22 protein-coding genes and 1 riboswitch are annotated in these 25,967 nt (G+C 62.5%); of the genes, 10 read left to right on the top strand and 12 right to left on the bottom strand.

Annotated features, from left to right (window positions below; translation table 11 throughout):
- Positions 1-72 precede the first annotated feature (72 nt).
- The 5 genes from NKK51_RS24130 to NKK51_RS24150 are packed head-to-tail and all read left to right on the top strand — an operon-like array spanning position 73 to position 7,464.
- Complete coding sequence (locus NKK51_RS24130; RefSeq protein ID WP_352554815.1) at positions 73-1,458, top strand: SWIM zinc finger family protein; 1,386 nt, start codon at positions 73-75, stop codon at positions 1,456-1,458.
- Positions 1,455-2,915 (top strand): DUF5691 domain-containing protein, encoded by a 1,461-nt coding sequence (locus NKK51_RS24135; protein ID WP_352554816.1) that lies wholly within the window; start codon positions 1,455-1,457, stop codon positions 2,913-2,915. Before NKK51_RS24130 ends, NKK51_RS24135 begins: the two co-directional genes overlap by 4 nt.
- Positions 2,912-3,991, top strand: coding sequence for an ATP-binding protein (locus NKK51_RS24140; RefSeq protein WP_352554817.1), 1,080 nt, complete (start codon positions 2,912-2,914; stop codon positions 3,989-3,991). The genes NKK51_RS24135 and NKK51_RS24140 overlap by 4 nt, the downstream gene beginning before the upstream one ends.
- Before the next feature lie 4 nt (positions 3,992-3,995).
- Complete coding sequence (locus tag NKK51_RS24145; RefSeq protein WP_352554818.1) at positions 3,996-6,245, top strand: DUF5682 family protein; 2,250 nt, start codon at positions 3,996-3,998, stop codon at positions 6,243-6,245.
- Positions 6,238-7,464, top strand: a complete 1,227-nt coding sequence (locus NKK51_RS24150) for a VWA domain-containing protein (RefSeq protein ID WP_352554819.1) — start codon at positions 6,238-6,240, stop codon at positions 7,462-7,464. The genes NKK51_RS24145 and NKK51_RS24150 overlap by 8 nt, the downstream gene beginning before the upstream one ends.
- 60 nt (positions 7,465-7,524) lie before the next feature.
- On the opposite strand, the gene fba is transcribed toward NKK51_RS24150, so the two are convergent.
- The 3 genes from fba to NKK51_RS24165 all read right to left on the bottom strand — a co-directional run bounded on the left by fba (position 7,525) and on the right by NKK51_RS24165 (position 10,683).
- Positions 7,525-8,589, bottom strand: a complete 1,065-nt coding sequence (fba, locus tag NKK51_RS24155) for a class II fructose-bisphosphate aldolase (RefSeq protein ID WP_352554820.1) — start codon at positions 8,587-8,589, stop codon at positions 7,525-7,527.
- A 162-nt stretch (positions 8,590-8,751) separates the two neighbouring features.
- Positions 8,752-9,225, bottom strand: coding sequence for a 6,7-dimethyl-8-ribityllumazine synthase (locus NKK51_RS24160; RefSeq protein WP_352554821.1), 474 nt, complete (start codon positions 9,223-9,225; stop codon positions 8,752-8,754).
- A 77-nt stretch (positions 9,226-9,302) separates the two neighbouring features.
- A riboswitch (FMN riboswitch) is annotated at positions 9,303-9,447 on the bottom strand.
- 66 nt (positions 9,448-9,513) lie between these two features.
- The gene (locus tag NKK51_RS24165) at positions 9,514-10,683 is read right to left on the bottom strand and encodes an MFS transporter (protein ID WP_128302414.1); all 1,170 of its coding nucleotides are present in this window, start codon (positions 10,681-10,683) and stop codon (positions 9,514-9,516) included.
- 49 nt (positions 10,684-10,732) lie between these two features.
- Between NKK51_RS24165 and NKK51_RS24170 the strand changes: the two genes are divergently transcribed.
- Complete coding sequence (locus NKK51_RS24170) at positions 10,733-11,272, top strand: Lrp/AsnC family transcriptional regulator (protein WP_023808760.1); 540 nt, start codon at positions 10,733-10,735, stop codon at positions 11,270-11,272.
- Between the two features lie 8 nt (positions 11,273-11,280).
- Here the strand turns inward: NKK51_RS24170 and mtnA are convergent, their stop codons facing one another.
- Both mtnA and mtnK read right to left on the bottom strand, forming a co-directional pair.
- Complete coding sequence (gene mtnA / locus NKK51_RS24175; protein ID WP_352554822.1) at positions 11,281-12,375, bottom strand: S-methyl-5-thioribose-1-phosphate isomerase; 1,095 nt, start codon at positions 12,373-12,375, stop codon at positions 11,281-11,283.
- Positions 12,372-13,646: an S-methyl-5-thioribose kinase gene (gene mtnK, locus NKK51_RS24180; RefSeq protein ID WP_023808758.1), complete on the bottom strand. Its 1,275-nt coding sequence runs from the start codon at positions 13,644-13,646 to the stop codon at positions 12,372-12,374. The genes mtnA and mtnK overlap by 4 nt, the downstream gene beginning before the upstream one ends.
- A 135-nt stretch (positions 13,647-13,781) precedes the next feature.
- Between mtnK and NKK51_RS24185 the strand changes: the two genes are divergently transcribed.
- The 3 genes from NKK51_RS24185 to NKK51_RS24195 all read left to right on the top strand — a co-directional run bounded on the left by NKK51_RS24185 (position 13,782) and on the right by NKK51_RS24195 (position 17,475).
- Positions 13,782-15,293 (top strand): sugar ABC transporter ATP-binding protein, encoded by a 1,512-nt coding sequence (locus NKK51_RS24185; RefSeq protein WP_352554823.1) that lies wholly within the window; start codon positions 13,782-13,784, stop codon positions 15,291-15,293.
- Positions 15,294-15,375: 82 nt separating this feature from the next.
- Complete coding sequence (locus NKK51_RS24190; protein WP_023808756.1) at positions 15,376-16,371, top strand: ABC transporter permease; 996 nt, start codon at positions 15,376-15,378, stop codon at positions 16,369-16,371.
- A 51-nt stretch (positions 16,372-16,422) separates the two neighbouring features.
- Positions 16,423-17,475 carry a substrate-binding domain-containing protein gene (locus NKK51_RS24195; protein ID WP_352554824.1) on the top strand — a complete coding sequence of 351 codons (1,053 nt, stop codon included), beginning with the start codon at positions 16,423-16,425 and terminating at the stop codon, positions 17,473-17,475.
- A 162-nt stretch (positions 17,476-17,637) separates the two neighbouring features.
- On the opposite strand, the gene NKK51_RS24200 is transcribed toward NKK51_RS24195, so the two are convergent.
- From NKK51_RS24200 to NKK51_RS24225, 6 genes are all read right to left on the bottom strand, one after another.
- Positions 17,638-17,976: a hypothetical protein gene (locus NKK51_RS24200; RefSeq protein WP_352554825.1), complete on the bottom strand. Its 339-nt coding sequence runs from the start codon at positions 17,974-17,976 to the stop codon at positions 17,638-17,640.
- A 78-nt stretch (positions 17,977-18,054) separates the two neighbouring features.
- Complete coding sequence (locus NKK51_RS24205) at positions 18,055-18,609, bottom strand: hypothetical protein (RefSeq protein WP_352554826.1); 555 nt, start codon at positions 18,607-18,609, stop codon at positions 18,055-18,057.
- A gap of 85 nt (positions 18,610-18,694) precedes the next feature.
- The gene (locus NKK51_RS24210) at positions 18,695-19,645 is read right to left on the bottom strand and encodes a hypothetical protein (RefSeq protein WP_352554827.1); all 951 of its coding nucleotides are present in this window, start codon (positions 19,643-19,645) and stop codon (positions 18,695-18,697) included.
- A gap of 458 nt (positions 19,646-20,103) precedes the next feature.
- Positions 20,104-20,364 (bottom strand): type II toxin-antitoxin system ParD family antitoxin, encoded by a 261-nt coding sequence (locus tag NKK51_RS24215; protein ID WP_502902485.1) that lies wholly within the window; start codon positions 20,362-20,364, stop codon positions 20,104-20,106.
- 114 nt (positions 20,365-20,478) lie between these two features.
- The gene (locus NKK51_RS24220) at positions 20,479-22,533 is read right to left on the bottom strand and encodes a bifunctional aldolase/short-chain dehydrogenase (RefSeq protein ID WP_352554829.1); all 2,055 of its coding nucleotides are present in this window, start codon (positions 22,531-22,533) and stop codon (positions 20,479-20,481) included.
- A 90-nt stretch (positions 22,534-22,623) separates the two neighbouring features.
- Positions 22,624-23,589 carry a sugar-binding transcriptional regulator gene (locus tag NKK51_RS24225; RefSeq protein ID WP_023808751.1) on the bottom strand — a complete coding sequence of 322 codons (966 nt, stop codon included), beginning with the start codon at positions 23,587-23,589 and terminating at the stop codon, positions 22,624-22,626.
- 191 nt (positions 23,590-23,780) lie between these two features.
- Here NKK51_RS24225 and NKK51_RS24230 point away from each other — a divergent pair, with 191 nt between their 5' ends.
- Positions 23,781-25,433, top strand: a complete 1,653-nt coding sequence (locus NKK51_RS24230) for an acyl-CoA synthetase (RefSeq protein WP_352554830.1) — start codon at positions 23,781-23,783, stop codon at positions 25,431-25,433.
- 160 nt (positions 25,434-25,593) lie between these two features.
- Here NKK51_RS24230 and NKK51_RS24235 read toward each other — a convergent pair.
- The coding region (locus NKK51_RS24235) for an IS630 family transposase (protein ID WP_352554831.1) at positions 25,594-25,967 on the bottom strand (374 nt) is incomplete at its 5' end.

The raw sequence follows: 25,967 nt of genomic DNA on the forward strand, positions 1-25,967 counted from the left end.
CCGTCATAGACGGCCATCTATACTGGCTACCCGTATCGTTCGAGCGACGAGAGGCGCGGCTTGGAATTCGACTTGAAAACCATCGAAGCGCTCGCGCCCGATCAGGCGTCGTTGAGCGCCGCTTCTAGGTTGACCAGGCAATCGAACTGGCCACGGCTCGAAAAGAGCGATCAACTGGGGCTCCTCTGGGGGGAATGCCAGGGTTCCGGCTCCAATCCCTATCGTGTGGTCGTCGACACCGGCGACCATGGCTACAAATGCACCTGTCCGTCGCGGAAATTTCCCTGCAAGCACACTTTGGCGCTGATGTGGATTGCAGCCACCACGCCGGCCAGTTTTACCGCCGCAGGCTCGACCCCGGAATGGGTGAATGATTGGCTCGGCCGCCGCAGGAAGGCCTCGCCGCAGCCGGCGGCGCCAGCGCCCGGTGCGGGAGGCAAGAGCATTGGCGAGGCCTCGCGCGACGACGAAAGCGCAGACATCGAGGACGCCGCTGCGGTCGAGCGCCGCGAGGCAGCGCAGCGCAAGCGGACGCTGGATACGCAATCCGCGGTGTCGGCGGCGTTGGATGAGCTGGATCAATGGATCGCTGACCAGTTGCGGCTTGGCCTGGCCGGTTTTGTCGACAACAGCAGTGATCGTTGCCGCCGGATTGCGGCACGGCTGGTCGACATGAAGGCGACAGCGCTTGCCGGCCGCATCGACGAGATTCCGTCACGGCTGATGGGGCTGCGCAGCGAGGAGCGCCCGGACGCGGCGCTCCGCGAACTCGGCAAGCTTGTGCTGGTGGTCAAGGCCTGGCGATCGACACCAGGAGACGCCGAACTGAGGCGGCTCGTATCGACGTCCGAAAGCCGTGAGCAGGTTCTGGCCGATCCCGATGCCAAACAGGTCGAAAGCGTCTGGGAGGTGCTTGGCGAGAAGATCGAGTCGCGCCGTGACGGTCTCGTCAGCCATTCGACCTGGCTCCTCGACCTGAAGAGCGCGAGCCCGCAATTTGCTCTCTTGCTCGACTATTTTCCGGCCTCGGCCGGTCGCCGGTCGAACGCCTTCACACCGGGCGACCGGTTCGATGCCAGGCTGGTCTTTTACCCGGCACGCCAGCCGCTGCGGGCCTTGGTGGCGGACCGCAAGGGCGACGTCCCGACAGGTGAGTGGCCCGATTTCGGCTTTCACACAGCCGATCCGCTCGCGGCGCATGCTGCTCACCAGAACGCAGCCCCTTGGCTCACCGATTGTCCTGTCATGCTGCCGCCCGGCGCGATCCTGCTGGACGATCGGGGCGCCGCCTGGTGGCAAGCCGCCGGCGATCCGCATGGTATCGCCTTGCCGATTGCCGACACCGTCAATCCAACGCTGCTTGGGCTGGACCTTATGGCAACGGCAGCACTTTGGAATGGCAGCCGGCTTGACCTGCTGGCGGCGCAAAGCGGTTTCGGTAGGCTTGACCTGTCGTGAACGAGATCGAGCAGACCGGCCTGGCGGCCATGCGCGACTGCTGGATCACCGGCGGGACCACCTTCGACCTGGCTCCGGGCGCGTGGAAGGAGATCGCCGGCGGTGCCAGCCCCGACGAGCGCGAACGCCGGCTGCTGGCGATCGCCGCACAAGCTCTCGACATCGCCTTGCGGCCAGCCGCGCCAAAGACGCTGAAACGCCGCCCGCAATTGCCCGAACTCGCCTTGCCGATGCTGCCGGAACGGCTGCGGCCGCTATTGCGAGCCGCGCTAAAGCATGCCGCCGACACAAGAAGCAAGTCGCGTGTGGTCACGCTCGTCGCCAGCCGCGGCTTCGTGCTGCATCCGATGGACTGGATGCCAGCCGCGTCGGATCAGAGCAGTCCGGACGTCTATGCACCTTGGATCGACTGGCAGGCAGGCGCGGACGGCGAAAAACCTGCAAGCCAGGAGCATCTGACGGTGGAAAACTGGGATGACTTCTATCCCGCCGCACGCCGCACCGCGCTCGCCGATATGCGCCGCACCGCACCGGCTTCGGCTAGGCAGCTGATCGAAACCAAGGCATCCGGCGAGCCGGCGGAGATCAGGATTGCACTCGTCGACCTGTTGCGCTTCGGTCTGGGCGCCGATGACGTGCCGTTCCTGAAGAGCCTCTCCGCCGATCGTTCCGGCAAGGTGCGCGAGCTCGCTGGCCGGTTGCTGGCAAGATTGGGAGAGCACGGCTCGCCAGGCGATGGCGGGCCGGAAGATCCGACGGCCGAACTCGCTGCCTTCATCGCTGAAGGCAAATCCGGCTTCATCCGCCGCCGCACCACCTACACGCCGGCAAAACTCAAATCGCCGGCGCAGGAAAGACGTCGCGCCGAACTGTTCGAGACCTGTAACCTGGTCGATCTTGCCGCGCGCTTCGGCGTCACCGAATCCGACTTTATCGGAGCGTGGCAATTCGGCGCCGAGAACAACGCCGATATCCTTGTCGCTCGAATGGTCGCCGCGTCGGGCAGCGACGCCGCAGTGATGAATATGGCCGATACGCTCGTCGCCGAAGGCGGCAAGCCGGCGCTTTTCCTCCTCCACCTGATGGCGCGCCTGGACAGCCGCAGGAAGCGTGTCCTGGTCAGGCTGGTCTTGAAAGATACGCAATATCTTGGCGCGCTCAATCTGGCCGAAGGCATCGAAGCAAGCTGGCTGGAGTGGGCTGACCTAACAAATGGTCAGACCCTGCCAGCGCTGCATTCTGCCGTTGCGGGAAACGATGACGCCGTCAAGCGAGGCGTCGATCAGCTACTGGAAACAATAGGCTTTCTCGCCACCGCGGCGACGGCGGAAAAATTGATCGGGGATGTCGTTGCGGCGGGCATGGCTCCGGCGGCGCCTTCGCTCGGTCTTCTGCGCCTCAACGCATCACTGGCCGGCCTGAACCAACACACCATCAATCCGGAGAACAGCAAATGAACGCAGCCATCCGTCTCCCGGTCGAGCAGGCCTACGCCACCGAGTTGCAGGCGCTCGCCCGCAATGACGACCGGCAAAGGCCTGCCGGATGGAGCCTTTCGCCAAAGGCGGTTCTCACCTACCTGCTCGGCGGAAAGGCTGACGACGGGACGGTGATAACGCCCAAATATGTCGGCCGCCGCCGGCTGATGGAGACCGCGGTGGCAACGCTTGCCACCGACCGCGCGCTGTTGCTGCTCGGCGTTCCCGGCACGGCGAAATCCTGGGTGTCGGAACATCTCGCCGCCGCCATTATGGGCGATTCGACGCTGATCGTGCAGTGCACGGCCGGTACGGACGAGAACCAGATCCGCTATGGCTGGAACTACGCGCAGCTTTTGGCCAAGGGCCCAAGCCAGGACGCGCTGGTGCCGACGCCGCTCTACCGCGCCATGCGGGACGGCAAGCTCTGCCGTCTCGAGGAACTGACGCGCATGGGCTCGGACGTGCAGGACACGCTGATCACCGTGCTGTCCGAAAAGATGATGCCGATCCCTGAACTCAACACGTCGATCTATGCCCAGCGCGGTTTCAACATCATCGCCACCGCCAACAACCGCGACAAGGGCGTCAACGAGCTGTCCTCGGCGCTGAAGCGCCGCTTCAATGTCGTCGTGCTGCCCTTGCCCGAAGACATGGCTGAGGAAGTGGCGATCGTCTCCAAGCGCGTCGGTGAGATGGCTGGCGGTCTCGACCTGCCGGTACCGAAGAATGTCGGCGAGGAGATCGCCCGCGTGCTGACCATCTTTCGCGAGTTGCGCTCCGGCGCGACAGCCGATGGCAAGGTGACGTTGAAGACCCCGTCCGGCTCGCTGTCCACGGCCGAAGCGATCGCCACCATGGTTGGAGGGCTCAGCCAGGCGGCCTGGTTCGACAGCGGCAAGCTCGGTGCCGAAGGCCTGGCGGCCAGCCTCGTCGGCGCGATCGTCAAGGATCCGGTGCAGGACAAACTGGTGCTGGAGGAATATCTGGAAACCGTGCTCAAGAAGCGGCCCGACTATGCTGGCTACTATGCGGCCCTGAACGCGGCGATCTGACGCCATGGCGCATAGCGACGTTTCCTATTTCGGCATACGCCACCACGGGCCCGGCTCCGCCGACAGCCTGGTGCAGGCGTTGCAGGATTTGAAACCGGTCGCCGTGCTGATCGAAGGGCCAGCCGACGCCTCGGCCCTGCTGCCGTTGCTGGCCCACCCCGAAATGCAGCCGCCGGTGGCGCTGCTCTGCTATCCCGAAGACGATCCGGCCTCGACAAGCTTCTGGCCCTTCGCCGAATTCTCGCCGGAGTACCAGGCGACGCTCTGGGCCGTCACCAACAATGCGGCAGTGCGCTTCATCGATTTGCCGTCTTCAGCCCGCACTGCGCCGATTGAGGCCGTGGGGGAAACCGATAGCGATGGAACGGAAGCCAGCGTTGAGGCTGACTTGGCGCCGCATCTGCGGGACCCGATCGGAACGCTGGCACAAGCTGCCGGCTATGAAGATGGCGAAAGCTGGTGGGCTGATATCATCGAGCAGAACCCTGAGCCCGGCCCAATCTTCGCGGCAATAGCCGACGCGATGACGACGTTGCGCGAAGGCGAAGGTCCGCTTGCCGAATTCGAGGCAAAGCGCGAAGCGCATATGCGACTTGAAATCGCCGCCGCGCGAAAGGAATTCGATGGGCCGATCGCTATCGTTTGCGGTGCCTTCCATGTGCCGGCACTGCAGGCGACGCGACCGCTGAAGGAGGACCAGGCGCTACTCAAGGGGCTCGCCCGCCGCAAAAGCATGATGACCTGGGCGCCGTGGACGGGGCCGCGCCTGGCGCTGGGCTTCGGTTATGGCGCCGGCGTTGTCGCGCCCGGCTGGTGCAAGCATCTGTGGCAGACGCGCGGGCAAGGGGACTCCTCGGTCCTGTGGCTGGCAAAGATCGCGGCGGTCCTGAGGGCCAAGGGGCACATGGTCTCGACCGCCTCGCTGATCGAAGCCGAACGGCTGGCCCGCACGCTGGCTGTGATCCGTGAACGGCCAAAGCCCGGTTTCGAGGAATTGCGTGACGCCGCGATCGCCGCCCTGTTCAACGGGGAAGCGCTGCTGTGGGCGCTGGTCGAAGCCGAATTGCTGCTGGGCGCCGATGTCGGTGAAATTCCGCCGGACACGCCGCTGGCGCCGCTGATCGAGGACCTGCAGCGCAGCCAGAAGGCGGCGCGGCTGAAGCCCGAAGCGCTGGAGCGTGAATTGTCGGTCGACCTGCGCAGCGAAAGCGGGCTGTTTCGATCGACCTTGCTGCACCGGCTGTCCGTGCTTGGCGTGCATTGGGGCAAGCTGACCGACAGCGGCCGCAGCCGCGGCACCTTTCGCGAGCGCTGGATGCTGTCGTGGGAACCTGAATATGCCGTTCGACTGGTCGAGAACCTGGTCTACGGACCAACCATCGAAAAGGCGGCCAATGGCCGGCTGATCCAGATGATCGGCGCGGCGACGTCTCTTGATGCGATGGCCGCACTGGTCCAGGGCGCCATCACGGCAAACCTGTCGGAAGCGTCGATCGCCGGTCTCGCGGCATTGGAGGAACGGGCGGCGCGCAGCAGCGAATGCCTGGAAATCCTGACATCGGTGCCGCCGCTCGCCGACATCATCCGCTACGGCGAGGCTCGCAAGACGGAAACCGCCCGTCTGTCCGGCCTCCTGGAGCGGCTGATCGTCGAAGGCGGGATCGCACTTGCCTATGCCGCCCGCGACCTCGATGCCCAGGCATCCACGACGCTGGTCGGCGCCATGCGCAAAGCCGACGAAGCGATCAGTCTGGTCGAGCCTGAACAGGACGTGCTGGACATCTGGCGCAATGGACTGGCTGCGGTGCTCGATGGATCGCGCTCGACGGCGCTGGTGGCAGGCTGTGCCGCGCATCTGCTCTACGAAGCCGGCCATTTGTCAGCCGACGCGGCAACCGGTCTGATCGCACGACGTCTGTCTCCAGGAACGCCGGTCACCGAGGCTGCAGGGTTCTTCGAGGGTTTCTTCAGCACTGCCGGCCAACGGCTGATCTACGACGAGGGCCTGCGCGGTGCGGTGGATGCCTGGCTCGCATCCCTCGACGAAGAGGCCTTCATTGCTCATCTGCCGTTGCTGCGCCGGGTCTTTTCGCATCTGGACTCGATGGAGCGGCGACGGTTGATCGAAGCGGTGCTCGGCCGCACCGCACGGCTGCCTGCCGGACTGACGCCGACTCCGGATGGCGGCGAAGCGTGGCGCCGGCACCTGGAACGGCTTGGACCCCTGCTGATGAGCGAGGCCGGCAATGGATGACGAGGCCGAAATCAGCGAGCCAATCCAAGCCGGCGACGGACGGGAGCGCCGCTGGCGCATGGCGATCGGTGCCGATGAGGAAACCTCGTCAGCGCTGTCCGACACCGACAAGCGGCTTTCCGCGGCGCTCGATGCGCTTTACGGCGATGGTGCCGGCGATGCGGCTGCCGATCCGCGCAAGCGGCGCGGCGGCCTCGGCCGCTCGGCGCCAAGGGTGGCACAGTGGATGGGCGATATCAGGTCGTTCTTTCCCGCACAGGTCGTCCAGATCGTCCAGAAGGATGCCTTCGAACGGCTCAACCTGAAGCAGATGCTGATGGAGCCGGAATTCCTCAAAGCGATCGAGGCCGACGTCAATCTCGTCGCCGACCTGATTTCGCTCCGCTCGGTCATGCCGGCCAAGACCAAGGACATTGCGCGCACGATCATCGCCGATATCGTTGCCAAGCTGATGCAGCGGCTGGAACAGGAGGCAGCCGAGGCGATACGCGGCGCGGTCGACCGATCGCAGCGCACCAACCGCCCACGCCAGCGCGACATCGACTGGCCGCGTACGATCTCAGCCAACCTTCGCCATTACCAGCTCGAGCACAAGACCATCGTGCCGGAGAAGCTGGTCGGCTTCATGCGCAAACAGCGAAGGCTGGTCGACCTGGATGAGGTGGTGCTGTGCGTCGACCAGTCGGGCTCTATGGCAAGCTCGGTAATCTACGCCTCGATATTCGCGGCGGTGATGGCCTCCCTGCCGGTGGTGCGGACCAAGCTTGTCTGCTTCGACACGGCAATCGTCGATCTGACCGAGGAGCTTAGCGATCCTGTCGAAGTCCTGTTCGGCGTGCAGCTGGGCGGCGGCACCGACATCAACCAGGCCGTGGCCTATTGCGCGGACCGCATCGAACGGCCGACCAAGTCGCATATGGTGCTGATCACTGACCTTTATGAGGGCGGCAACGGGCAGGAATTGCTGCAGCGGCTTGCTGCACTCGTTCGCTCCGGCGTCAACGTCGTGGTGCTCCTGGCGCTGACCGACCAGGGCAGGCCGGGTTATGACCCGAAGATGGCAGGCTCGGTGGCCGCCCTCGGCATTCCGGTCTTTGCCTGCACGCCGGATCTGTTTCCAGACATGATGGCGGCGGCATTGCGTCGGGAAGATATCGGCGCATGGGCGGCTGGCGCAGATATCAAGCTGGTTCGTGCCGAGGCCGAGACTCCGGAGTAAAACAGCCGTCGCCAGAGCTGCCAGGTTGCTTCTGGCAGCTCTGGGATAAATCGCTGGAACTCAGCCGAACTTCGGGTCGAGGCTGCCCGACTTATAGCGCTTGGCCATTTCGGCGACCGGCAGCGGCTTGATCTTCTGCGCGTTGCCGGCGGTGCCGAACTGTTCGAAGCGCTCCTTGCAGAGCTTGCGCATGGCGGCCATGGCCGGTGTCAAATATTTGCGCGGATCGAACTCGCTCGGGTTCTCGGTCAGCACCTTGCGGATCGCGCCGGTCAGCGCCATGCGGTTGTCGGTGTCGATGTTGATCTTGCGCACGCCGTGCTTGATGCCGCGCTGGATTTCCTCGACCGGCACGCCCCAGGTTGGCTTCATCTGGCCGCCATACTTGTTGATGATCTCCTGCAAGTCCTCGGGTACAGAGGACGAGCCGTGCATGACCAGGTGCATATTGGGCAGGCGGCGATGGATCTCCTCGATGACGTTCATGGCCAGCACCGCGCCGTCGGGCTCGCGCGAGAATTTGTAGGCACCATGGCTGGTGCCCATGGCAACCGCCAGCGCATCGACATGGGTGTCCTTGACGAACTCGACCGCTTGTTCGGGATCGGTCAAAAGCTGGTCGTGGCTGATCGCGCCTTCGACGCCGTGGCCGTCTTCCTGCTCGCCGCCGCCGCTCTCCAGCGAGCCGAGCACGCCAATCTCGCCTTCCACGGACACGCCGCCCCAATGCGCCATGTCGACGACGCGCTTGGTGATGCCGGAATTGTAGGCGTAGTCGGCCGGCGTCTTGCCGTCTTCCTTCAGCGACCCGTCCATCATGACCGAGGTGAAGCCGTACTGGATAGCGGTGACGCAGGTGGCTTCGTTGTTGCCATGGTCGAGATGCATGCAGACCGGAATGTCGGGGTGGATTTCGACCAGCGCGTCGATCAGCTTGGCCAGCACCACGTCATTGGCATAGGCGCGGGCGCCGCGGCTTGCCTGCAGGATGACCGGTGACTTGGTCTCCTCGGCGGCCTCCATGATGGCAAGGCCCTGTTCCATGTTGTTCATGTTGAAAGCGGGCACGCCGTAGCCGTATTCGGCAGCGTGGTCGAGCAATTGTCTCAGTGTTATGCGAGCCACCCAATAGTCTCCCGTATCTGGTTTCAAGCGCAACGTCGCGGGCCGGCCGGTTGCCGGTCGGCCCTTGATGCTTCTGGCGGGATTTCAACGGAACCGCAACCTTCAGAGCTCTTCTCGATCGCAATTCTTGTTGCAGGGTTGAAATCCGGCCGTTTTGGTGACTTAAGCCGCGATCGACTCCCGCGCCGCCAGGAGTTGCACGCAGGCGTTCGCCGCTTCCTTGCCCTTGACCGTGAAGTGCTCGAAGAAGAAGCGGTGGTGCTCGGCGCTGTCATGGTAGTTGAGCGGCGTGAGAACCGCCGACAGCACCGGTACACCGGTCGACAGCTGCACGTTCATCATGCCGTCGATCACCGCGCTGGCGACGAACTCATGCCGGTAGATGCCGCCATTGACGACGAAGGCGGTACCGAGGATCGCGGCATAGCGGCCGGTTCCGGCCAGGGTCTTGGCATGCAGCGGAATCTCATAGGCTCCCGGCACGTCGAAGACATCGACGGTGAAGCGCTCGCCTCCGATGCCGGCCAGTTCCGCCTCGAAGGCCTGTACGCACTGGTCGACGATATCGGCATGCCAGCGCGCGCGGATAACGGCGATGCGAGTCGTTTCATAGTCTTTATGGGAATGCTGATTCATGGGTCCATCCTTCCGTTTCGAACCAGAATCAGGACGCACGATACGGATTAAGCCCGCGAAAAGCGGGCCGGCTTCCGTTTCGTTCTCTTCCATCCGGACTCTAACCGTCGGCTCCGGAATCACACCGGATCTGCTGACCTTTCCGAAACCGGAAAGCGCTCGCGGGCTCAGGCCGAAACCTTTACCGCCGGTGGGGACTCTCACCCCGCCCTGAGAACATTAACGGCTTTGTATGAAAGGGCAGGGCGCTGCTGTCAACCGTGAGAAGGTTGGACCAAGTCCGTTCGATTACCGCGTGCGCCACGCCGCTGCCGAAGCGGCAACCAGCATCAGCAATGCCGCGACCAGTGCGCAGGTGGCAAAACCAAAGCTGGAGTAGAGCGGCCCGAAGCTGGTGGTGCCGACGAAGACCGCGAGATAAGTCACCGCGCTGTTCAGGCCCATGATCGTGCCGCGCCGCGACGGATCGAGCGCCGACAGGCGCATCACCAGGACATTCAGGCCGAAATGATTGGCCAGTCCCCAGATCGCCACCATGGTCAAGGTCAGCCCGAAACTGCCGCTCGTCGTGGCCATCGCGACGTAGACGACGGCAACCAGAAGATAGGCGAACGGCATGACGCGCCGCGCACCCAGTCTGTCGATGACGCCGTCGAGCAGAGCAGCGGTGCCGAAGCCTATGCCGTAGGCAAGCGCCGCCAGGCCATTGGCGCTCACCGGCTGTCCGAGCCCGACATGAAGATGGTCGCCGAGATAGCCATAGACGCCGTAGAACGAAGTCATGAAGGCCGCGCATGCGACCAGCAGCGGCAGGATTCCGGGAATGCCGAGCGCTTCCAGCGGGGCGGGCGCCGGTCCGGCCTTCCTGATGTCGCTAAGCGACGTCACTGTCAGCCCCATCCATGCAAGGGCCGCAAGCACCGCGACCGCTGCGAAAACGGCGCGCCAATGCACAAGATCAGCAAGCACGGCCGAAAGCGAAACGCCGGCGACCATGCTGAGCGTCCATCCGGTCAGCACGACGCCGATCGTGCCGCTCTCCCTGCCCGGTGGGGCGATGGCCGCGGCGCTGGCATAGATCGCGGGCATGGCGATCCCGGCAGCGATGCCGGCCAGCAGCTGTGCGGAGACCAGCATGATCACCGTGGGTGCGGCGGCACTCGCCACCAGCGCTAGTGCCAGCAGCAACAGTGCGCCCTGCAGCATCCGGCGTGCGCCGAGCCGGTCGATGTAGCGGGCCAGGAACAGGGCGCTGGCCGAGGTGCCGAGGCCGAACGCGGCCGCCGCAATCATCACGGCAGGCACGCTGGTTCTGAACGACGAGGCGACAGCCGGTGCGATCGGACCCAGCACTAGCGAGTTCGAACCGATGACGGCGATGCAGCCCGTCAAGAGATAGGCAAGCGCCGGGATCGGGGCTCGGGCAGTCAATGGCGCAACTTGATCAATGTTCGACATATCAGCATAATGGCCGTATTCTATTCAGTGGAGAACCAGGAATTTCGCCATGGATGAAGAAACAGATGGTATTCCGCAGAACAAGGCTACGGCCCGCGACCTCGACGCGATTGACCGAAGAATATTAGGCGTCCTGGTCGATGACGCCACGATCAGCTACGCCGAACTCGGCGATCGCGTCGGCTTGTCGCCACCCGCAGCGCATGAGCGGGTCAAACGGCTCCGTCGCAGCGGCGCCATCCGCAACACGGTCGCCATCATCGATCCCCGGGCGGTGAAAAAGCCTTTGCTTGCCTTTGTCCATATCGACACCAGGGGCTGGGGAAAGACGCCGGAACTGATGGCGGTCTCGCAATATCCCGAGGTCGAGGAGATCCATACCGTCGCCGGCGATACCTGCATGCTGCTGAAGGTCCGCACGGAAGACACCAGAGCACTCGAAGGCCTTCTGGCGCGCCTGTACGAAACGCCGGGCGTCACCTCGACGCGCAGCTATGTGGTTTTATCGACCTATCTGGAGCGGCCGGTGCAGCCGGGCATTACCGAGACATGGCCGACGCCGAAGCATATGGCCGAGCCTCTGTACTAGGGACGTGGCTACGCCCGCTCGGGGAACATCGCCTTCAATCCCTCGCGCGATGCCTTGGCAACGCCGCGCTCGGTGATCAGGCCGGTGACCAGCCGCGCCGGCGTCACGTCGAAGGCCGGGTTGGCCGCAGGCGTCGTCTCCGGCGAAATGCGCACCTGGGCAATCTCGCCGGCAGCGGTCTTGCCCCAGACCAGCGAGACCTCGTCGGCCGAGCGCTGCTCGATCGGGATCTCGGCCAGTCCGTCATGCACCGTCCAGTCGATGGTCGGCGACGGCAGCGCGACATAGAACGGCACATCATTGTCGGCGGCGGCGAGTGCCTTCAGATAGGTGCCGATCTTGTTGCAGACATCGCCGTCGGCCGTGGTGCGGTCGGTGCCGACGATGACCATGTCGATCTCGCCGCGCTGCATCAGATGGCCGCCGGCATTGTCGACGATCAGCGTGTGCGGCACGCCGTGGCCGGCCATCTCCCAGGCGGTCAGCTGGGCGCCCTGGTTGCGCGGCCGTGTCTCGTCGACATAGACGTGGACCGGAATGCCGGCCTCCGTGGCCAGATAGATCGGCGCGGTCGCCGTGCCGTAATCGACTGTCGCCAGCCAGCCGGCATTGCAGTGGGTCAGGATGTTGACCGGCTCGCCCTTCTGCTTGCGCGCAGCGATCGCCTTGATGATGGCGAGACCGTTCTCGCCGATGGCGCGGTTGAGGCCGACATCCTCGTCGGCGATCTCACTGGCCCGCCGATAGGCGGCTGCCGCGCGTTGTTCGGGAGGCAAAGGCCGCAGGAAGCGCCGCATCTCGTCCAGCGCCCAGCGCAGATTGATCGCCGTGGGCCGCGTCTCGTGCAGGGTCTCCCACACGGCGTCGAGCGCTGCATCCGACGGATCGTCGGCCATCTGCATGGCGACGCCGTAGGCAGCGGTGACGCCGATCAGCGGCGCGCCGCGTACCCACATATCGCGGATGGCGGTGGCGATGCCGTCGACCGTGCCGATCGTTTCGATGCGGAAATCATGCGGCAGCCAGCGCTGGTCGATGATCTCGACCGAACGGCCGTCGTCGCTCAGCCAGATGGTGCGATAGTGGCGGTCGCCGACGTTCAAAGGCTGCTCTCCTGTTCGATCAGCGCGGCCAGTTGGTTGACCTCGTCGATGCTGTGGATCTGGCGCCGGTTGACGGCGAGGTGACGGCCGAATTTCAGCGCCTTTGCCTCACAACTGGCGCGCAAATCCTCATCGGCAATGGTCTCGAAATCGGCATTGTGGGCGAGGCCGAGGATGCGCCTGTGCACCTCGATGCCGGCAAAGCCGAGCAAATCGGTCCACATCTGGTGCAGAACATGGTCGAGCGCCTGCTCGGCACCGAGCCTGTCGCCCTGATCCTCGAACAGGCTCCTCTGGTAGAGCATGCCGGTGCGTTCGGTCCGCCATAGATGCGAGAACTCGGCGCGGAACACCGCCCAGGTCTCGGTCGTCACCCCGAGCAGATAGGCGCGCATGGCGTCGCGCTTTCCCTCCTGCTCGTGGCCGCGCTGCGAGAAGAAGGACATCCAGAAATTGGCGAGCAGCATGCCGACATCGAAGGCCATCGGGCCGTAGAAGGCAAACTCCGGATCGATCATCCGGGTTTCGGTGTCGGTGACCATGATCGAGCCGGAATGCAGATCGCCATGCAGCAGCGTTTCGGCATTGGCGGCGAAGATGTGCTTCAGCCGCTGCGCCTCGACCTTCAGGTCACGGTCGGCGCGCAGTTCGGCGACCAGGCTGTCGAGCTGCGGCGAGGTGTGCCGGTTCATCTTGGCGTCGAAATAGGGGTCGGAAAACACCAGGCTTTCGGTGATGTCGCAGAGCTCGACATTGTCGGCGAACAGCGCCAGATCGGCCTTGCGGTCCTTGGCGGCCATGTGCAGGTCGGAGCCGCGAAACAGCGTGCGGGCCATGAACAGGCCGATGTCCCGGGCAATGTTCGGCAGCTGGCGGCCGTCGATCAGGGCGCGGCGCAGGATGATGTGCGGCGGCGCAAGATATTCCATGATGATCAGCGCCTGGCCTTCATCGAAATAATGGATCGCCGGCACCGAGCCTGGCGCGCGCGCCTCTTGCCTGGTCAGCGCGTGATATTCGAAGAAGGAGCGCTTCAACGGCAGCGGCCAGCTGTCGCCGACCAGGCGAACATAGGGCAGGGCCTGCTTGACGACGGCTGCACCATTGGCGCCCTCGGCGATGAACACCAGGTTGAGATTACCGTCGCCGACCTCGCGGACCTTCCAGGCGCCAGTGTCCTTGCCGATCTTCGCGCACAGCGCCTCGTTGCCGCCAAGGCGTGCAGCCAGGGTTTCGACCGATAGTGCTTCGAACCGCAATTTTTCAGTCATCGTCATCCTCCCGCTTATGCGCTCCGAACATAACGGACGCATGGCGGCTGGGCCAAGCTAGGAAGCGATCTGGCAATTGTCAATCGTGTTGACAATTGCCGATGCAGCCCATAGCGTCATGTCAGGGAGGAACGCATGGTCGGTAATGCCGTGTTCCGCGTAGAGGGACTGAGGAAATCCTTTGGCCATAACGAGGTGCTAGGCGGCGTCTCGGTCGAATTGCATGCCGGCGAAGTCACCGTGCTGATGGGCGCCAACGGCGCCGGCAAATCCACCCTCGTCAAGATCATCTCCGGTGTCTACGAACGCGGCGGCGGCACGATGGCGCTCGCCGACCAGGATTTCGCACCGAAAACCCCTGCCGAAGCGATCCGCGCCGGCGTCGTCACCGTGCACCAGAATATCAACGACGGTGTCGTCGCCGATCTCGACGTCGCCACCAACCTGACCCTCGACCGACTGAGCGGCAGCGGTGCGCCGACCCTGTTCAATCCAATGCGCGTGCGGCGGGAGGCCAAGGCGGTTGCCGAGCGCATGGGGCTGACCATCGATTTGAAGGCGCGGGTGAGCGATCTTTCGCTGGCCGATCGTCAGATGGTGGCGATTGCCCGCGCCCTGGCGCACCAGCCGAAAGTGCTGATCCTCGATGAGCCGACCTCATCGCTCTCCAGCGCCGAGGCTGATCGGCTGTTTGCGCTGATCGACAGGCTGCGCGAGCAGGGCGTGGCGATCCTCTACATCTCGCATCGCATGTCGGACATCAGGCGGTTGGCTGATCGCATCATCTCGATGCGAGACGGGATCATCTCGGGCATTTTCGACAAGAAACCGCTCGACTATGAGGGCGCGGTCAATGCCATGCTCGGCCGCAAGATCCATCTCGACCAGATCGTCGTCAGGAATTCGGCCAAGGCCGTCCTCAAGATAGAAGGTCTGCGCATTGCACACGGCGCTCGGCCGATTTCGCTGACGCTCGGCGACGGCGAGGTCGTTGCCATCACCGGCCTCGTCGGCGTCGGCAAGACGGCGCTTGCCGAGACGCTGTTTGGCGTGCGCCAGCCGCTCGCCGGTACAATGACGCTGAACGGCAGGCCTTATGCGCCTGAAACAGCCGGCGAGGCGATCGCCGCCGGCGTGTTCCTCGTCGCCAAGGACCGCGGCGAGAACGGCATCGTCCAAAGCTTCAACATCCAGGAAAATATCAGCCTGCCGTTTCACAAGCGCATGTCGCGCTTCGGCATCCTGAGGCGCCGCCTCGAACGCACCACGGCACGCCGGCAGATCGAGGAGCTGAGCATCGTCTGCCGTTCCGAGAAGGACGAAATGTCGGAGCTGTCCGGCGGCAACCAGCAGAAGGTGATGGTCGCCCGCTGGATGGCGCAGGAGGCAAGACTGTTCATTCTGGATGAGCCGTTTCAGGGCGTCGATATCTCGGCCCGGCGCGACATTGCCGCCAAGCTCAGGGCCAGTGCAAACGGCCGCGCCACGCTGCTGTTCGTCACCGAGCTCGATGAGGCGCTGGAGACCGCCGATCGCATCTTGGTGATGTCGGAGCAGACCATCGTCGGCGAGCACCGCAATGCCGATGTCGATCTCGACCGTCTGTTGGCCGAGGTCGCCGGCGGACCGCTGCACAGTGCCGCCTGAGGAGCGCGGGCGATAGGAATTGGAATGGAGAGAGCATGGGTTCGGATTGGGTAAAGACGGCAGCAGCGCGCGGGAGCGCCGAATGACATTGCGCGACCACGCCATCCGCTACGGCTTCATCGTGCTCTTGTTCGGGCTCGTCGCCTATTTCTCGATCGCCGCCGACGGTTTCGTTTCGCCGCAAAGTGCCGTTTTCATCTTTCAGTCGGTCGCCATCACCGGCGTGCTGGCGCTCGGCGTCACCGCCACGCTGGTCGTCGGCGGCTTTGATCTGTCGATCGGCTCGGTCGCCACGTCAGCCATGATGGCGGCCGCCTATGTCATGGTGGTGCTGGAGCAGAACGCCCTTGTCGCGGTCGTCGTCTGCCTGCTCATCGGCGCCATTGTCGGCCTGATCAATGGCTGGCTGATCGTCTACATGCGCGTGCCCGATCTGCTGGCGACGCTCGGCATGATGTTCCTGCTGGTCGGCCTGCAGCGCATTCCGACAGAAGGCCGCTCGATCGCCACCGGCATGACCATGCCGGACGGTTCGGTCGCCAACGGCAAATTCTCCGACGCCTTCCTGGCGCTCGGCCGCCACCGCTTCGACTTCTTCATCCCCAACCTCATTCCGGTGTCGGTAGTCGTGCTGCTCGTGCTCGCCGTGCTGATCTGGTTCTTTCTCGAATACACCCGCTTCGGGCGCATGATGTATGCCGTAGGCAGCAATGAGCGCGCCGCCGAACTCGCCGGTGCGCCTGTCAAGGCATACAAGATCTGGGCCTACGTTATTTCAGGAGTTTTTGCCTCGATCGGCGGTATTTTGCTCGCTGCCCGGCTTGGACGCGGCGACATCGCCTCGGGTAATAATCTGCTACTCGATGCGGTCGCCGCGGCACTGATCGGCTACGCGGTGCTAGGTGCCGCCAAGCCGAACGCCTTCGGCACTGCCATCGGTGCGCTGTTCGTCGGCATCTTGCTGCAAGGCCTGACGATGATGAACGCGCCTTACTACACGCAGGATTTCGTCAAGGGCGTGGTTCTGGTCGTCGCCCTTGTCTTCACCTTTGCGCTTTCGGGCAGGGGCAGGAGGTAGCTTTCGACCGGAACAGGATTTTCGAGTTCAACAAGAGTGGAGGAAAACAAAGTGAGCATTACAAGAAGACTTCTGGGAAAGGTGGCGCTCGGATTGGCCGGCGCAACCATGCTGATGCAGGTCCCGGCTTTTGCCGCGGACAAGCCGGCGCCTTTCGACAAGCCCGGCGTCAAGATCGCGCTGGTGCGTTATCTCTCGACCGGTGACTTCTTCCAGGCCTATCTCTCGGGCGTCGAGGCACAGTCGAAGGCGCTCGGCATCGACCTGCGCGTCCTCGACAGCCGCCAGGATGCCGCCCTTCAGTCCGACATGGTCGATCAGGCCATCGCGCTCGGCGTGCAGGGCATCATCATCCAGCACGGCCTGACGGAATCGATGAAGGACGCCGCGCAGCGTGCGGTCGACGCCGGCATCAAGGTTGTGGCTTTCGACGTCAATGTCGAAAACCCTAAGATCCCGCAGGTCGAACAGTCCGACCGCGATTTGGCCCGCCTCGCGCTCGAACAGGCAGTCAAGGACAATGGCGAGAGCTGGAATGCCGGCTATGTCTACGTCGCCGGCATCGCGCCGCTCGACCGCCGCAACGAGACCTGGGTCGACGTGAAGAAGAAGTATGCCGGCATCAAGGAAGTCGCGATGTTCGGCACGCTCGACAATCCGATCGCCAACTCCGTCGCCAACCAGGCGCGCTCGGTGCTGTCGGCCCACCCCGACATCAAGGTGATGTTCGCTCCCTATGACGAATTCGCCAAGGGCGTGAAGATCGCTGTCGACGAAGCCGGCCTCAACAAGGGCATCAAGATCTATTCGGCTGACATCTCGACATCCGATATATCAGCAATGCGCGAGCCCGACAGCGCCTGGGCCGCCACCGCCGCCACCAACCCGGCCGTCGTCGGCCAGGTCTCGGTGCGCGCGCTGGCACAGCTGCTGGCCGGTGAAGATCCCGGTCACAACGTCGTCGTGCCGCCGACGCTGATCACCCAGAAGGACCTCATCGACAAGGACATCAAGAACATGGAAGACCTGTCGGCCAAGCTGCCGCAGTTCGCCCATGCCGATGTCGCGATGCCGGCCTGGATGCCGAACCCGAACGCCAAGTAGCTTCGGACAGGTCACCGACCTCCAAACGATTAGGGAGCCGCCTGCAGCAGCTTGTTGCAGGCGGCTCTTAGCTGGCGGCTACTGCATGGTCGCCGACAGCTTCCGCTGTATGAGATATTCGCTCATGTCCTTCGACATCGATGGATAGTGCCAAAGGTCGTTTCATTTCGGAGCGTGCCCGTGACGATTCTTTACCCAGGCGAAGAATTGATCATGGGGCACGAGGTACCAATCTCGGGCTTTGCCGGCCTCGTATTTCTGCGAAGGGAAGAGCATCCATATGCCTCTGTCCCCATACCGCTTCCAGTCGACGAGAGGCCTTCCCTTAAGCTGAACTGCTATCAGCTCGCCGCCTGGCGTCCTGACAACAAGATCCTCGCCGTCTATGTCGGCTTCAGATCGATAGACGCGGTATCCGCTGCGGATCAATAGCGCCGTCACCTCTGCGCGGTTGGCCGCCTCGATTGAGGGGGTCCGTAGCGATACATCGGAGTAGCTCATCACTAATCAATAGCGTTGCGAAGTCGTCCACACAACGAACGGGTTGGGTCCATCTGCTCGCTCATCAGTGAACTATCTCTACTTCCGCTTTTGTGAAATTTTTGGCTTTTGGGCATAAAGCCGGTCGATCAGGTAATAGAGGCCGTGGCATGTGGTGATAAGCATGTGCGCCACCACCACGTCGAAGCCAATAATAATAGCTCCTCTGATTGCAGCCAGAGTGCAGTCCGCCGTGCTTGGCTCTAGCCATGCTTTCACGTGCTGCACCACCGGCTGCATTTGATCAGCTGCGACGATGAACAAAATGGCGCCTACCGACAGCACTAGGGACACAAAGGCCAGATAGCCGAACATCGAACAAACATACTGACGCCGGGTCAGAAATTCCTCGGGGTCTTCTCCCTCGGCTGGATCTGGAACTGGCCTGCTAATCCGGCCAACTTCAATCTCATCGTCCAACTCTCCGAAAGATGAGGCGAAACTGGCGACGCCTACGAGCGCTGCGATATAGAAACCTGTCAACACCGCAGAGAAGTTTCCAAAGCGATCGAGAAAGCCCTTGTCACCGAAGTAGTTGGCGTCCAGCGTTACGAAAGGCACGCTGATAACGATGGCCAGGGCAAGAACAGTCACCAAATTTCTTCGGAACAGTTTTCTGCCACTCTCGTCCTTCAGAGTCAGGTAACTAAGGGGGTATGTCAGAACACCGCCGCGCACTTTAGCCTTCTTTCAAGAGTTTCAAAGCCTTGGTAACGACTTCGTCAACGATGTCGACGGAGCAAACATCCAGTTCCGTTTGGAAGTGCAATTCATCAGACCGAATAAAAAGAACCTCTTTGGCCTCATCCTGCCTATCAAGTTTGACCGTTCGGCGGCGTTCGTCGTCTAACTCAAGATCAACGCTAAAATCGGTCCAACCCGCTGCTTTTGCCTTTCGGATCATAGCTGGAAGATAGTCTCGCCAATTGCCGTTGCTGATCTGCCCTTCGACTTTAATCCTCATGGTTTCGGTCTGAGGGCGAAACAGGCCGTCCGCGTCTACGAAATCCGCCTTCGCAGGCCTCACTAGGGTGACATAACTGAGCGTTCCGCCTTTAAGCGCTCCGGTGAGCGTTTCTGATGGAACGCCGACCGGTTTGAACACGCTATATGTGTTGACCTGTTTTTTCTTTCGCTGAAAATCGTACTGATATTCATGGAGGCATTGTCCGATGATGCGCCGAACCACCGCCATGCTGATGCCTGGTATCTCCTCCAAGGCAGCCCGATAAGTTCCTGGGCGAACGGGCAGATCATATATGACTAGATGGGCAGATACCGATTGTTCTTCGCCCTCCTGCTTCTCAGCCTTCCGGATCGTGACCTTCTTACCGGCCTTCTGACGAGCCTTTTTTCGATAGGTCGGCTCAGCCGCATCAGGGGACGCTCGATGGAAAAGCAAATTCAGAGCCTGGCTCCTAGGGTCATATGAAACCTCCATGAGTTCGACGACGTCGCCGTTTGGCTGGACCTCTAAGGCTTTGTCCTCTTCGGCTCTGGTACCGAGAGCGTCAAAGACGCTGTAGTCGTTGGCGTCGCCAAAAATCGGTAGATTCGGCGCCCCCGCATGTCTCGCCGTAAATGAGAATTCAAAACGCCGAAAGAATCTAGAATGCTTTTCCAAGAACAACGAATGCCCTCCCTTCAACTCCGCATCTCATAAGAGGGTGAGGGTGTCGAAGAGTCTAGGGGGCAAGTACTTGAGGCGAAGTGTTGCAAAGAAGGCAGGCCAGTTATCCACCAGTTTCTAAAACACTAGCTCGAGTCTATTTTGATGCCCTGATGATGGAGAGGTGGAAGCCTCGCTCTCAGGGATTAAGCCGAGGCTTCAGCGATTTTGAAGCAGCGTCAAATGTCTACGGACAGGTGTCGGGCCTAGCTCCTCCGCTTAGTTATCGGCAAATGCGTCTCGCCAAAAATCAGAAGACAGGAATATATTCCTTTTTTCTGATTCTTGCAACAGGCCCTCTTAACCACCTTGCAATCGAACATATCCCTGCGATTGCAGCACGCCGCTTTTTCATTGTCGACTGCTATGGTGTGCCAGATATCTCGCAAATCCTGCGAGGCGCGTGGTGCGAGCCGATATTAGCCACGGGCGCGGCGTTCTGCCTTCAGGCTGCGTATGAACTCAGCGGGTTCGACTTCCACCGGCTTGCCGCTGGCCATGCCCTCAGCATAGGCCCTTTTCAATTGTTCGAGCTCCAAGGCCCGCAATTCTTCGCGCTGCTCCCACAGACGAAGGGCGTCACGAACAATCTCGCTGTTGGAGGCATATCCTCCGCCTTCGACGGCGCTTTGCAGGCGGGCGACCTGCCGAGGGGTGAGGGAAATGGTAAGGGTACGCATCGGTTCGGTTTTCATTCCAAACCTGTAGCACATCTAACAAGAACTAACAATATTTGTTAGGATTCCGGCTCACCCCGCTGCCTCGAGGCAGCAGGGTGATTAAGACAAGATTCCCTACCGCAACGCCGCCGCGATGTTGCCGCCATCGACCGTCGTCACATCGGCGGTGGTGCGATCGGCCAGCGCGTGATGCAGGAAGGCCTGCGCCACGTCTTGCGCCGTCACTTCCTGGCCGAGCAGGTTGCCGGACATGTATTCCTTCTCCGACACGCCGCGCGCGCCCGAACGGCTGGCGATCATGGCGTCGGTCAGAAGCCCCGAGCGGATGCGGTCGGCGTTGACGGCGTTGGAGCGGATGCCATGCGCGCCATAGTCGAGCGCGTATTGCCGGGACAGGAACAGCGTCGCTGCTTTCGGCACGCCATAGGCGCCGAACTTCGGACCCGGATTGACCGCCTGCTTGGAGGTGTTGAACAAAAGCACGCCGCCTGTGCCCTGCTCGAGCATGATGCGCACGGCATTCTGCGCCACCGATTGGTGGGCGAAGAAATTGAGCTCGAAACTCTTGCGCAGGAGTGCGTCATCGAGCTCACCGATGCGGCCTTCCCAGGCCGCGCCGGCATTGGAAACCAGGATGTCGACACCGCCGAACACGGCGACCGCCCTGTCGAAGGCGGCGCGCACCTGTGCCGGGTCGGTGATGTCGGCGGCGACACCGATCGAATTGTTGCCGGCCTTCTTCGCCGTCTCGGCTGCCTTTTCGGCGTCGAGATCGACGACGACGGCATGGGCGCCATTGTCGGCGAACAATTTGGCTGTCGCTGCGCCGATCGCGCCGGCGCCGCCGGTGATCAGCACCACCTGGCCAGTCAGTGGCTTCGGCTTGTTGGAGGCGAGCTTGGCCTGTTCCAGCGACCAGTATTCCAGCGGGAACAGATCGGCCTTGGAGAGCGGGTGGAAACGGCCGACCGCCTCGGCGCCGCGCACCGCCTCGATCCACATCTCGCCGACATCCGAGGCGATCTTCGCGTCCTTCAGCGTGCGGCCGTGGCCGAACATGCCGAGACCCGGCACCAGCGTCAGCCGCGGCATCTGGTCGAGCATGGTGCGCTTGACGTCGTCGAGCGCATCATTGGTTTCGAAATAGGCGCGATAATCGTTGGCGAACGCGTCGACATGGCTCTTGATCACCGCCTTGTAGTCGCCGGCCTTGTCGGCATCGGGCGCCGGCAGCGCCATTGGGCCGGTCTTGATGCGGATCGACAGATCGGGTGTCGACACCCCGCGTCCGGCATAATCGGCAATCTCGGATGAATTGATGAAATCGACGATTGCCGACGAAGTGCGGAAGTCAGAGATCATGCGGTCGAAGCGGCCTTCGCCGCGCGCTACCGCCACCGCTCCGCGCAGCATCGGCGCAATGGACGCCGGTGTCGCGAGCTTTGCCGGCAAGACTGCCTTTGCCGCCTTCGGCTTGCCGCTTGCGGCAATGAAGTCCTCGGCGACATTCACATAGTGGATCATCCGGTCGTAGGCCTGTTTGGCGTCGTCCCCGAAGGTGAAGATGCCGTGCTTGTCGAGGATCAGGCCCTCGACATCAGGGTCGGCATCGAAGATGTCTGCGGCCGCCTTGGCGAGGTCGAAGCCGGGCATGATATAAGGCACGTAACCCATTTTGCTGCCGAAAACTGTCTTCACCAGCGGCTTGGAGTCCTCCTGGTCGACGATGGCGAGGATGGCGGTCGAGTGCGTGTGGTCGACGAATTTGTGCGGCAGGAAGGCATGCAGCAGCGTCTCGACCGACGGGTTGGGCGAGGACGGATCGATGAGGTTGACGCGTTGCAGGGCAACCATGTCCTCGTCGGCCAGCCTGTTCAGCGCGCGCGCCTTGAGCAGCGGCTTGAGCTTGACCGCCGGCAGGCCCTGCGGCTCGATGACGCCCATGTCCCAGCCGCTGCCCTTGACGCACAGCACGTCCCACTGGTCGCCGACAAGATCGGTTGCCGTCGTCTTGCAGGAAGTGTTGCCGCCGCCATGCAGGACCAGCCGTGGTTCGCCGCCGAGCAGCCGGGTCGTGTAGACGCGCAGCGCCAGGTCGCGACCGACACCCTTTTTCGCGTAGTCGGCGACGAGTTTTTCGGCTGCTTCGTCATTCCACAAATTCTTCATGTTCGCTTCGTCCGGTTGCTGTCTTTGTTGGTGAAACAGGATTGCCGCGACGCTTTGATGACAATGCGCCGGCAGCGGAGAGGAGGATTTCTAGGAGGCCTTTTCTATGGTGGCAGCCGCATGGTCCAGGAGCCGCTGCGCCATGTGCGCGCCGACCACCAGATGCGTGCAAAGGCCGCCCGCGATCGCCGCGAGCAGCGGTTCGAACTTGCTGTCCTCCTGCACCACCACCAACCGCCTGGCGATGGCGCGCAGCGAGGCAAGCTCGGCGGAGATCACCCGCCTGTTATAACTGCAGTCGAGCACCTTGCCCTCGGCGTCTATGATCTGCCCGGCAATCACGCCGGCAGCGCCTTGGCTGCGCAGATCCGCCATTTCACTGGGCGTCAGCGCGCCGCATTTGACCAGATGGCTGTCGGCGTCGACCGCGCCGACCGAGTATAATGCCAGGTCGCATTCGCTGACACCCGACAATTGTTCCCGGATCACCGGCTCGGCACGCAGCGCCCGCGCCAGCTCTTCCGTCGACAGCACCAGGGGCGCGTAGAAGTTGAGGCCCTTGGCATTCAGCCGCCGCGCGATTTCCATGGTGCATTGGTCGGGCCGATAGGAATAGGGCGCGCCGAGATTGCCGCAGAGCTGCACCACCGTGACATCCTGCAGATCGGCATAGGACATGACGTCGGCGATCATATAGACGGTGCGGCCCCAGGCTACGCCGATGCGGTCGCCCTTCTTGACCAGTTCGAGGAAGACGCTCGCCGCCAGCACGGCGATTTCCGTCGACGGGTCGGCAATATGATCATTCTCCGGTGCGATCCAGACGGCGTCGAGGCTCAACACATCCTCGAGCTTGCGCGCCAGCACGTCGTCGGTGAAAAGCTGGGTCGAAGTCGAGATGTTGACGATGCCGGTCTCGCGTGCCTTGCGCAGGTACATGGCGACTGAGGCACGGGAAATGTTAAGCTGGCTCGCCACCTGGTCCTGCCGCAGGCCATGGGCATAGTAGAGCCAGGCGGCCTTGTGGATGAGTTGTTCTGCCGGTCGGATCGCCATGCCGTCTCCTCGGCTGACATTATTCACGGCTCTCGACAAAAGTCAAACTGGGCAGAGGTATGCGATGCTCCCGCTTACGCCGAATCTGGTTCATCATTGCGCCGAATGCGCTCTGTCGTGGCATCGTTTGTGGTGACGCGGCCCGAGCCTGTGATTAGAACGTCTGAAAGAAAACCGCGGGGGAGCATGGGATGGGCAGTCCTTACGAACAGGATCTCGACAAGAACGCGGCCAACCATCAGCCGTTGACGCCGCTCACCTATCTGGAGCGCGCGGCCAAGACCTATCCCGACAATATCGCCATCATCCATGGCCGCCAGCGCATCGACTATCGCACCTTCTGGCAGCGGTCGCTGAAGCTTGCCTCGGCGCTCGACAGGCGCGGCATCGGCAAGGGCGACACCGTCACCGTCATGCTGTCAAACACGCCGCCGATGCTGGAGGCGCATTTCGGTGTGCCGATGACCAAGGCGGTGCTGCATTCGCTCAACACCCGCCTCGATGCCGCGGTCGTCGCCTTCCAGCTCGATCATGCCGAGACCAAGGTGCTGATCGTCGACCGCGAATTCTCCGGCGTCGTCAGACAGGCCCTGGAACTGGCCAAGGTCAAGCCGCTGGTCATCGACTATGACGATCCCGAATACGCCGCCGACGCGCCGTATCCGAAGGGTGAGCGCATCGGTTCGCTCGACTATGAGGACTTCATCGCCGGGGGCGACGCGGACTTCGCCTGGTCGATGCCCGACGATGAGTGGGACGCAATCTCGCTGAACTATACCTCCGGCACTACAGGCAATCCGAAGGGCGTCGTCTACCACCATCGCGGTGCTGCCCTGATGGCCTACACCAACACCATTCATGCCGGCATGGCCAAGCACGCCGTCTATCTCTGGACGCTGCCGATGTTCCACTGCAATGGCTGGTGCTTTCCGTGGACGCTCGCAGTCCAGGCCGGCACCCATGTCTGCCTGCGCTGGGTGCGGCCGAAGCCGATCTACGATGCGATTGCCGATCGCGGCGTCACCCATCTCTGCGGCGCCCCGGTCGTCATGTCGGTGCTGATCAATGCCAGAGACGAGGACAAGCGCGAATTCCCGCAAACGGTCACCTTCAACACCGCGGCAGCTCCGCCACCGGAAGCCGTGCTGTCCGGCATGGCGGATGCCGGCTTTGCCGTCACCCATCTCTACGGCCTGACCGAGACCTATGGCCCGGCGGTGGTCAACGAATGGCATGGCGCCTGGGACGATCTCGAAAAGGGTGAGCGCAGCGCCAGGAAGGCGCGGCAGGGCGTGCGCTATGCAGCGCTTGAAGGCCTGACGGTCATGGACCCCGAGACGATGCGGACGACACCGGCCGATGGTGAGACCATCGGCGAGGTCATGTTCCGCGGCAACATCGTCATGAAGGGCTACCTGAAAAACCGCAAGGCGAGCGACGAAGCCTTCGCCGGCGGCTGGTTCCATTCCGGCGATCTCGGCGTCATGCACCCCGATGGCTACATCCAGCTCAAGGACCGCTCCAAGGACATCATCATCTCCGGTGGTGAGAACATTTCCTCTATCGAGGTCGAGGACGCGCTCTACAAGCACCCGTCGGTTGCCTCTTGCGGCGTCGTCGCCAGGCCCGACGACAAATGGGGCGAGGTGCCTGTTGCCTATGTCGAGCTGAAGCCCGGCAAGGTCGCGACCGAAGCCGAGATCATCGATCACTGCCGCGCGCTGCTTGCCCGGTTCAAGGTGCCGAAGGCGGTCATCTTCGCCGAAATCCCGAAGACCTCGACCGGCAAGATCCAGAAATTCCGGTTGCGCGAGATGGCAAAGGACCTGACTTCGTCATCCTAGGGTGGAGCAGTCGCGAAGCGACGTCGCGGAAACCCTAGGATCCATGCCGTGACCTCTCAGCCATGCTCCAACGTCGAGGATGACAGGGCGCGCTTACCAGCGTAACTTCTTGATCCGCCACACTCTTCAGCAGACGTCGCGGCATGGATCCTAGAGCCTTTCACGTTTTGACGGAAGCGTATCCGGCGTTTTCGAAGTAGTTCTTGCATTCGGCTGCCTCGATTGTTTCGACGAGGTGGCCGATGTGGCGCCACGTATCCTCGACGGTTCGTTTCTGAGCCTGGCGCATCCAGTGTTTGATCTTGGCGAAGGCCTGCTCGATCGGATTGAGGTCTGGAGAGTAGGGCGGCAGATACCAAAGCCTGGCGCCGGCAGCCTTGATCATCTGCCTGATGGCTGCCGACTTATGACTTCCCAGATTATCCATGACGACGATGTCGCCGGGCTTCAGCACGGTGATGAGCTGCTGCTCGACATAAGCACGGAAGCATTGGCCGTTGATCGGTCCGTCGAAGACGCAAGGTGCTGCGAGCC

The organism is Mesorhizobium sp. M0011 (assembly GCF_040324155.1).
GTDB lineage: Bacteria > Pseudomonadota > Alphaproteobacteria > Rhizobiales > Rhizobiaceae > Mesorhizobium.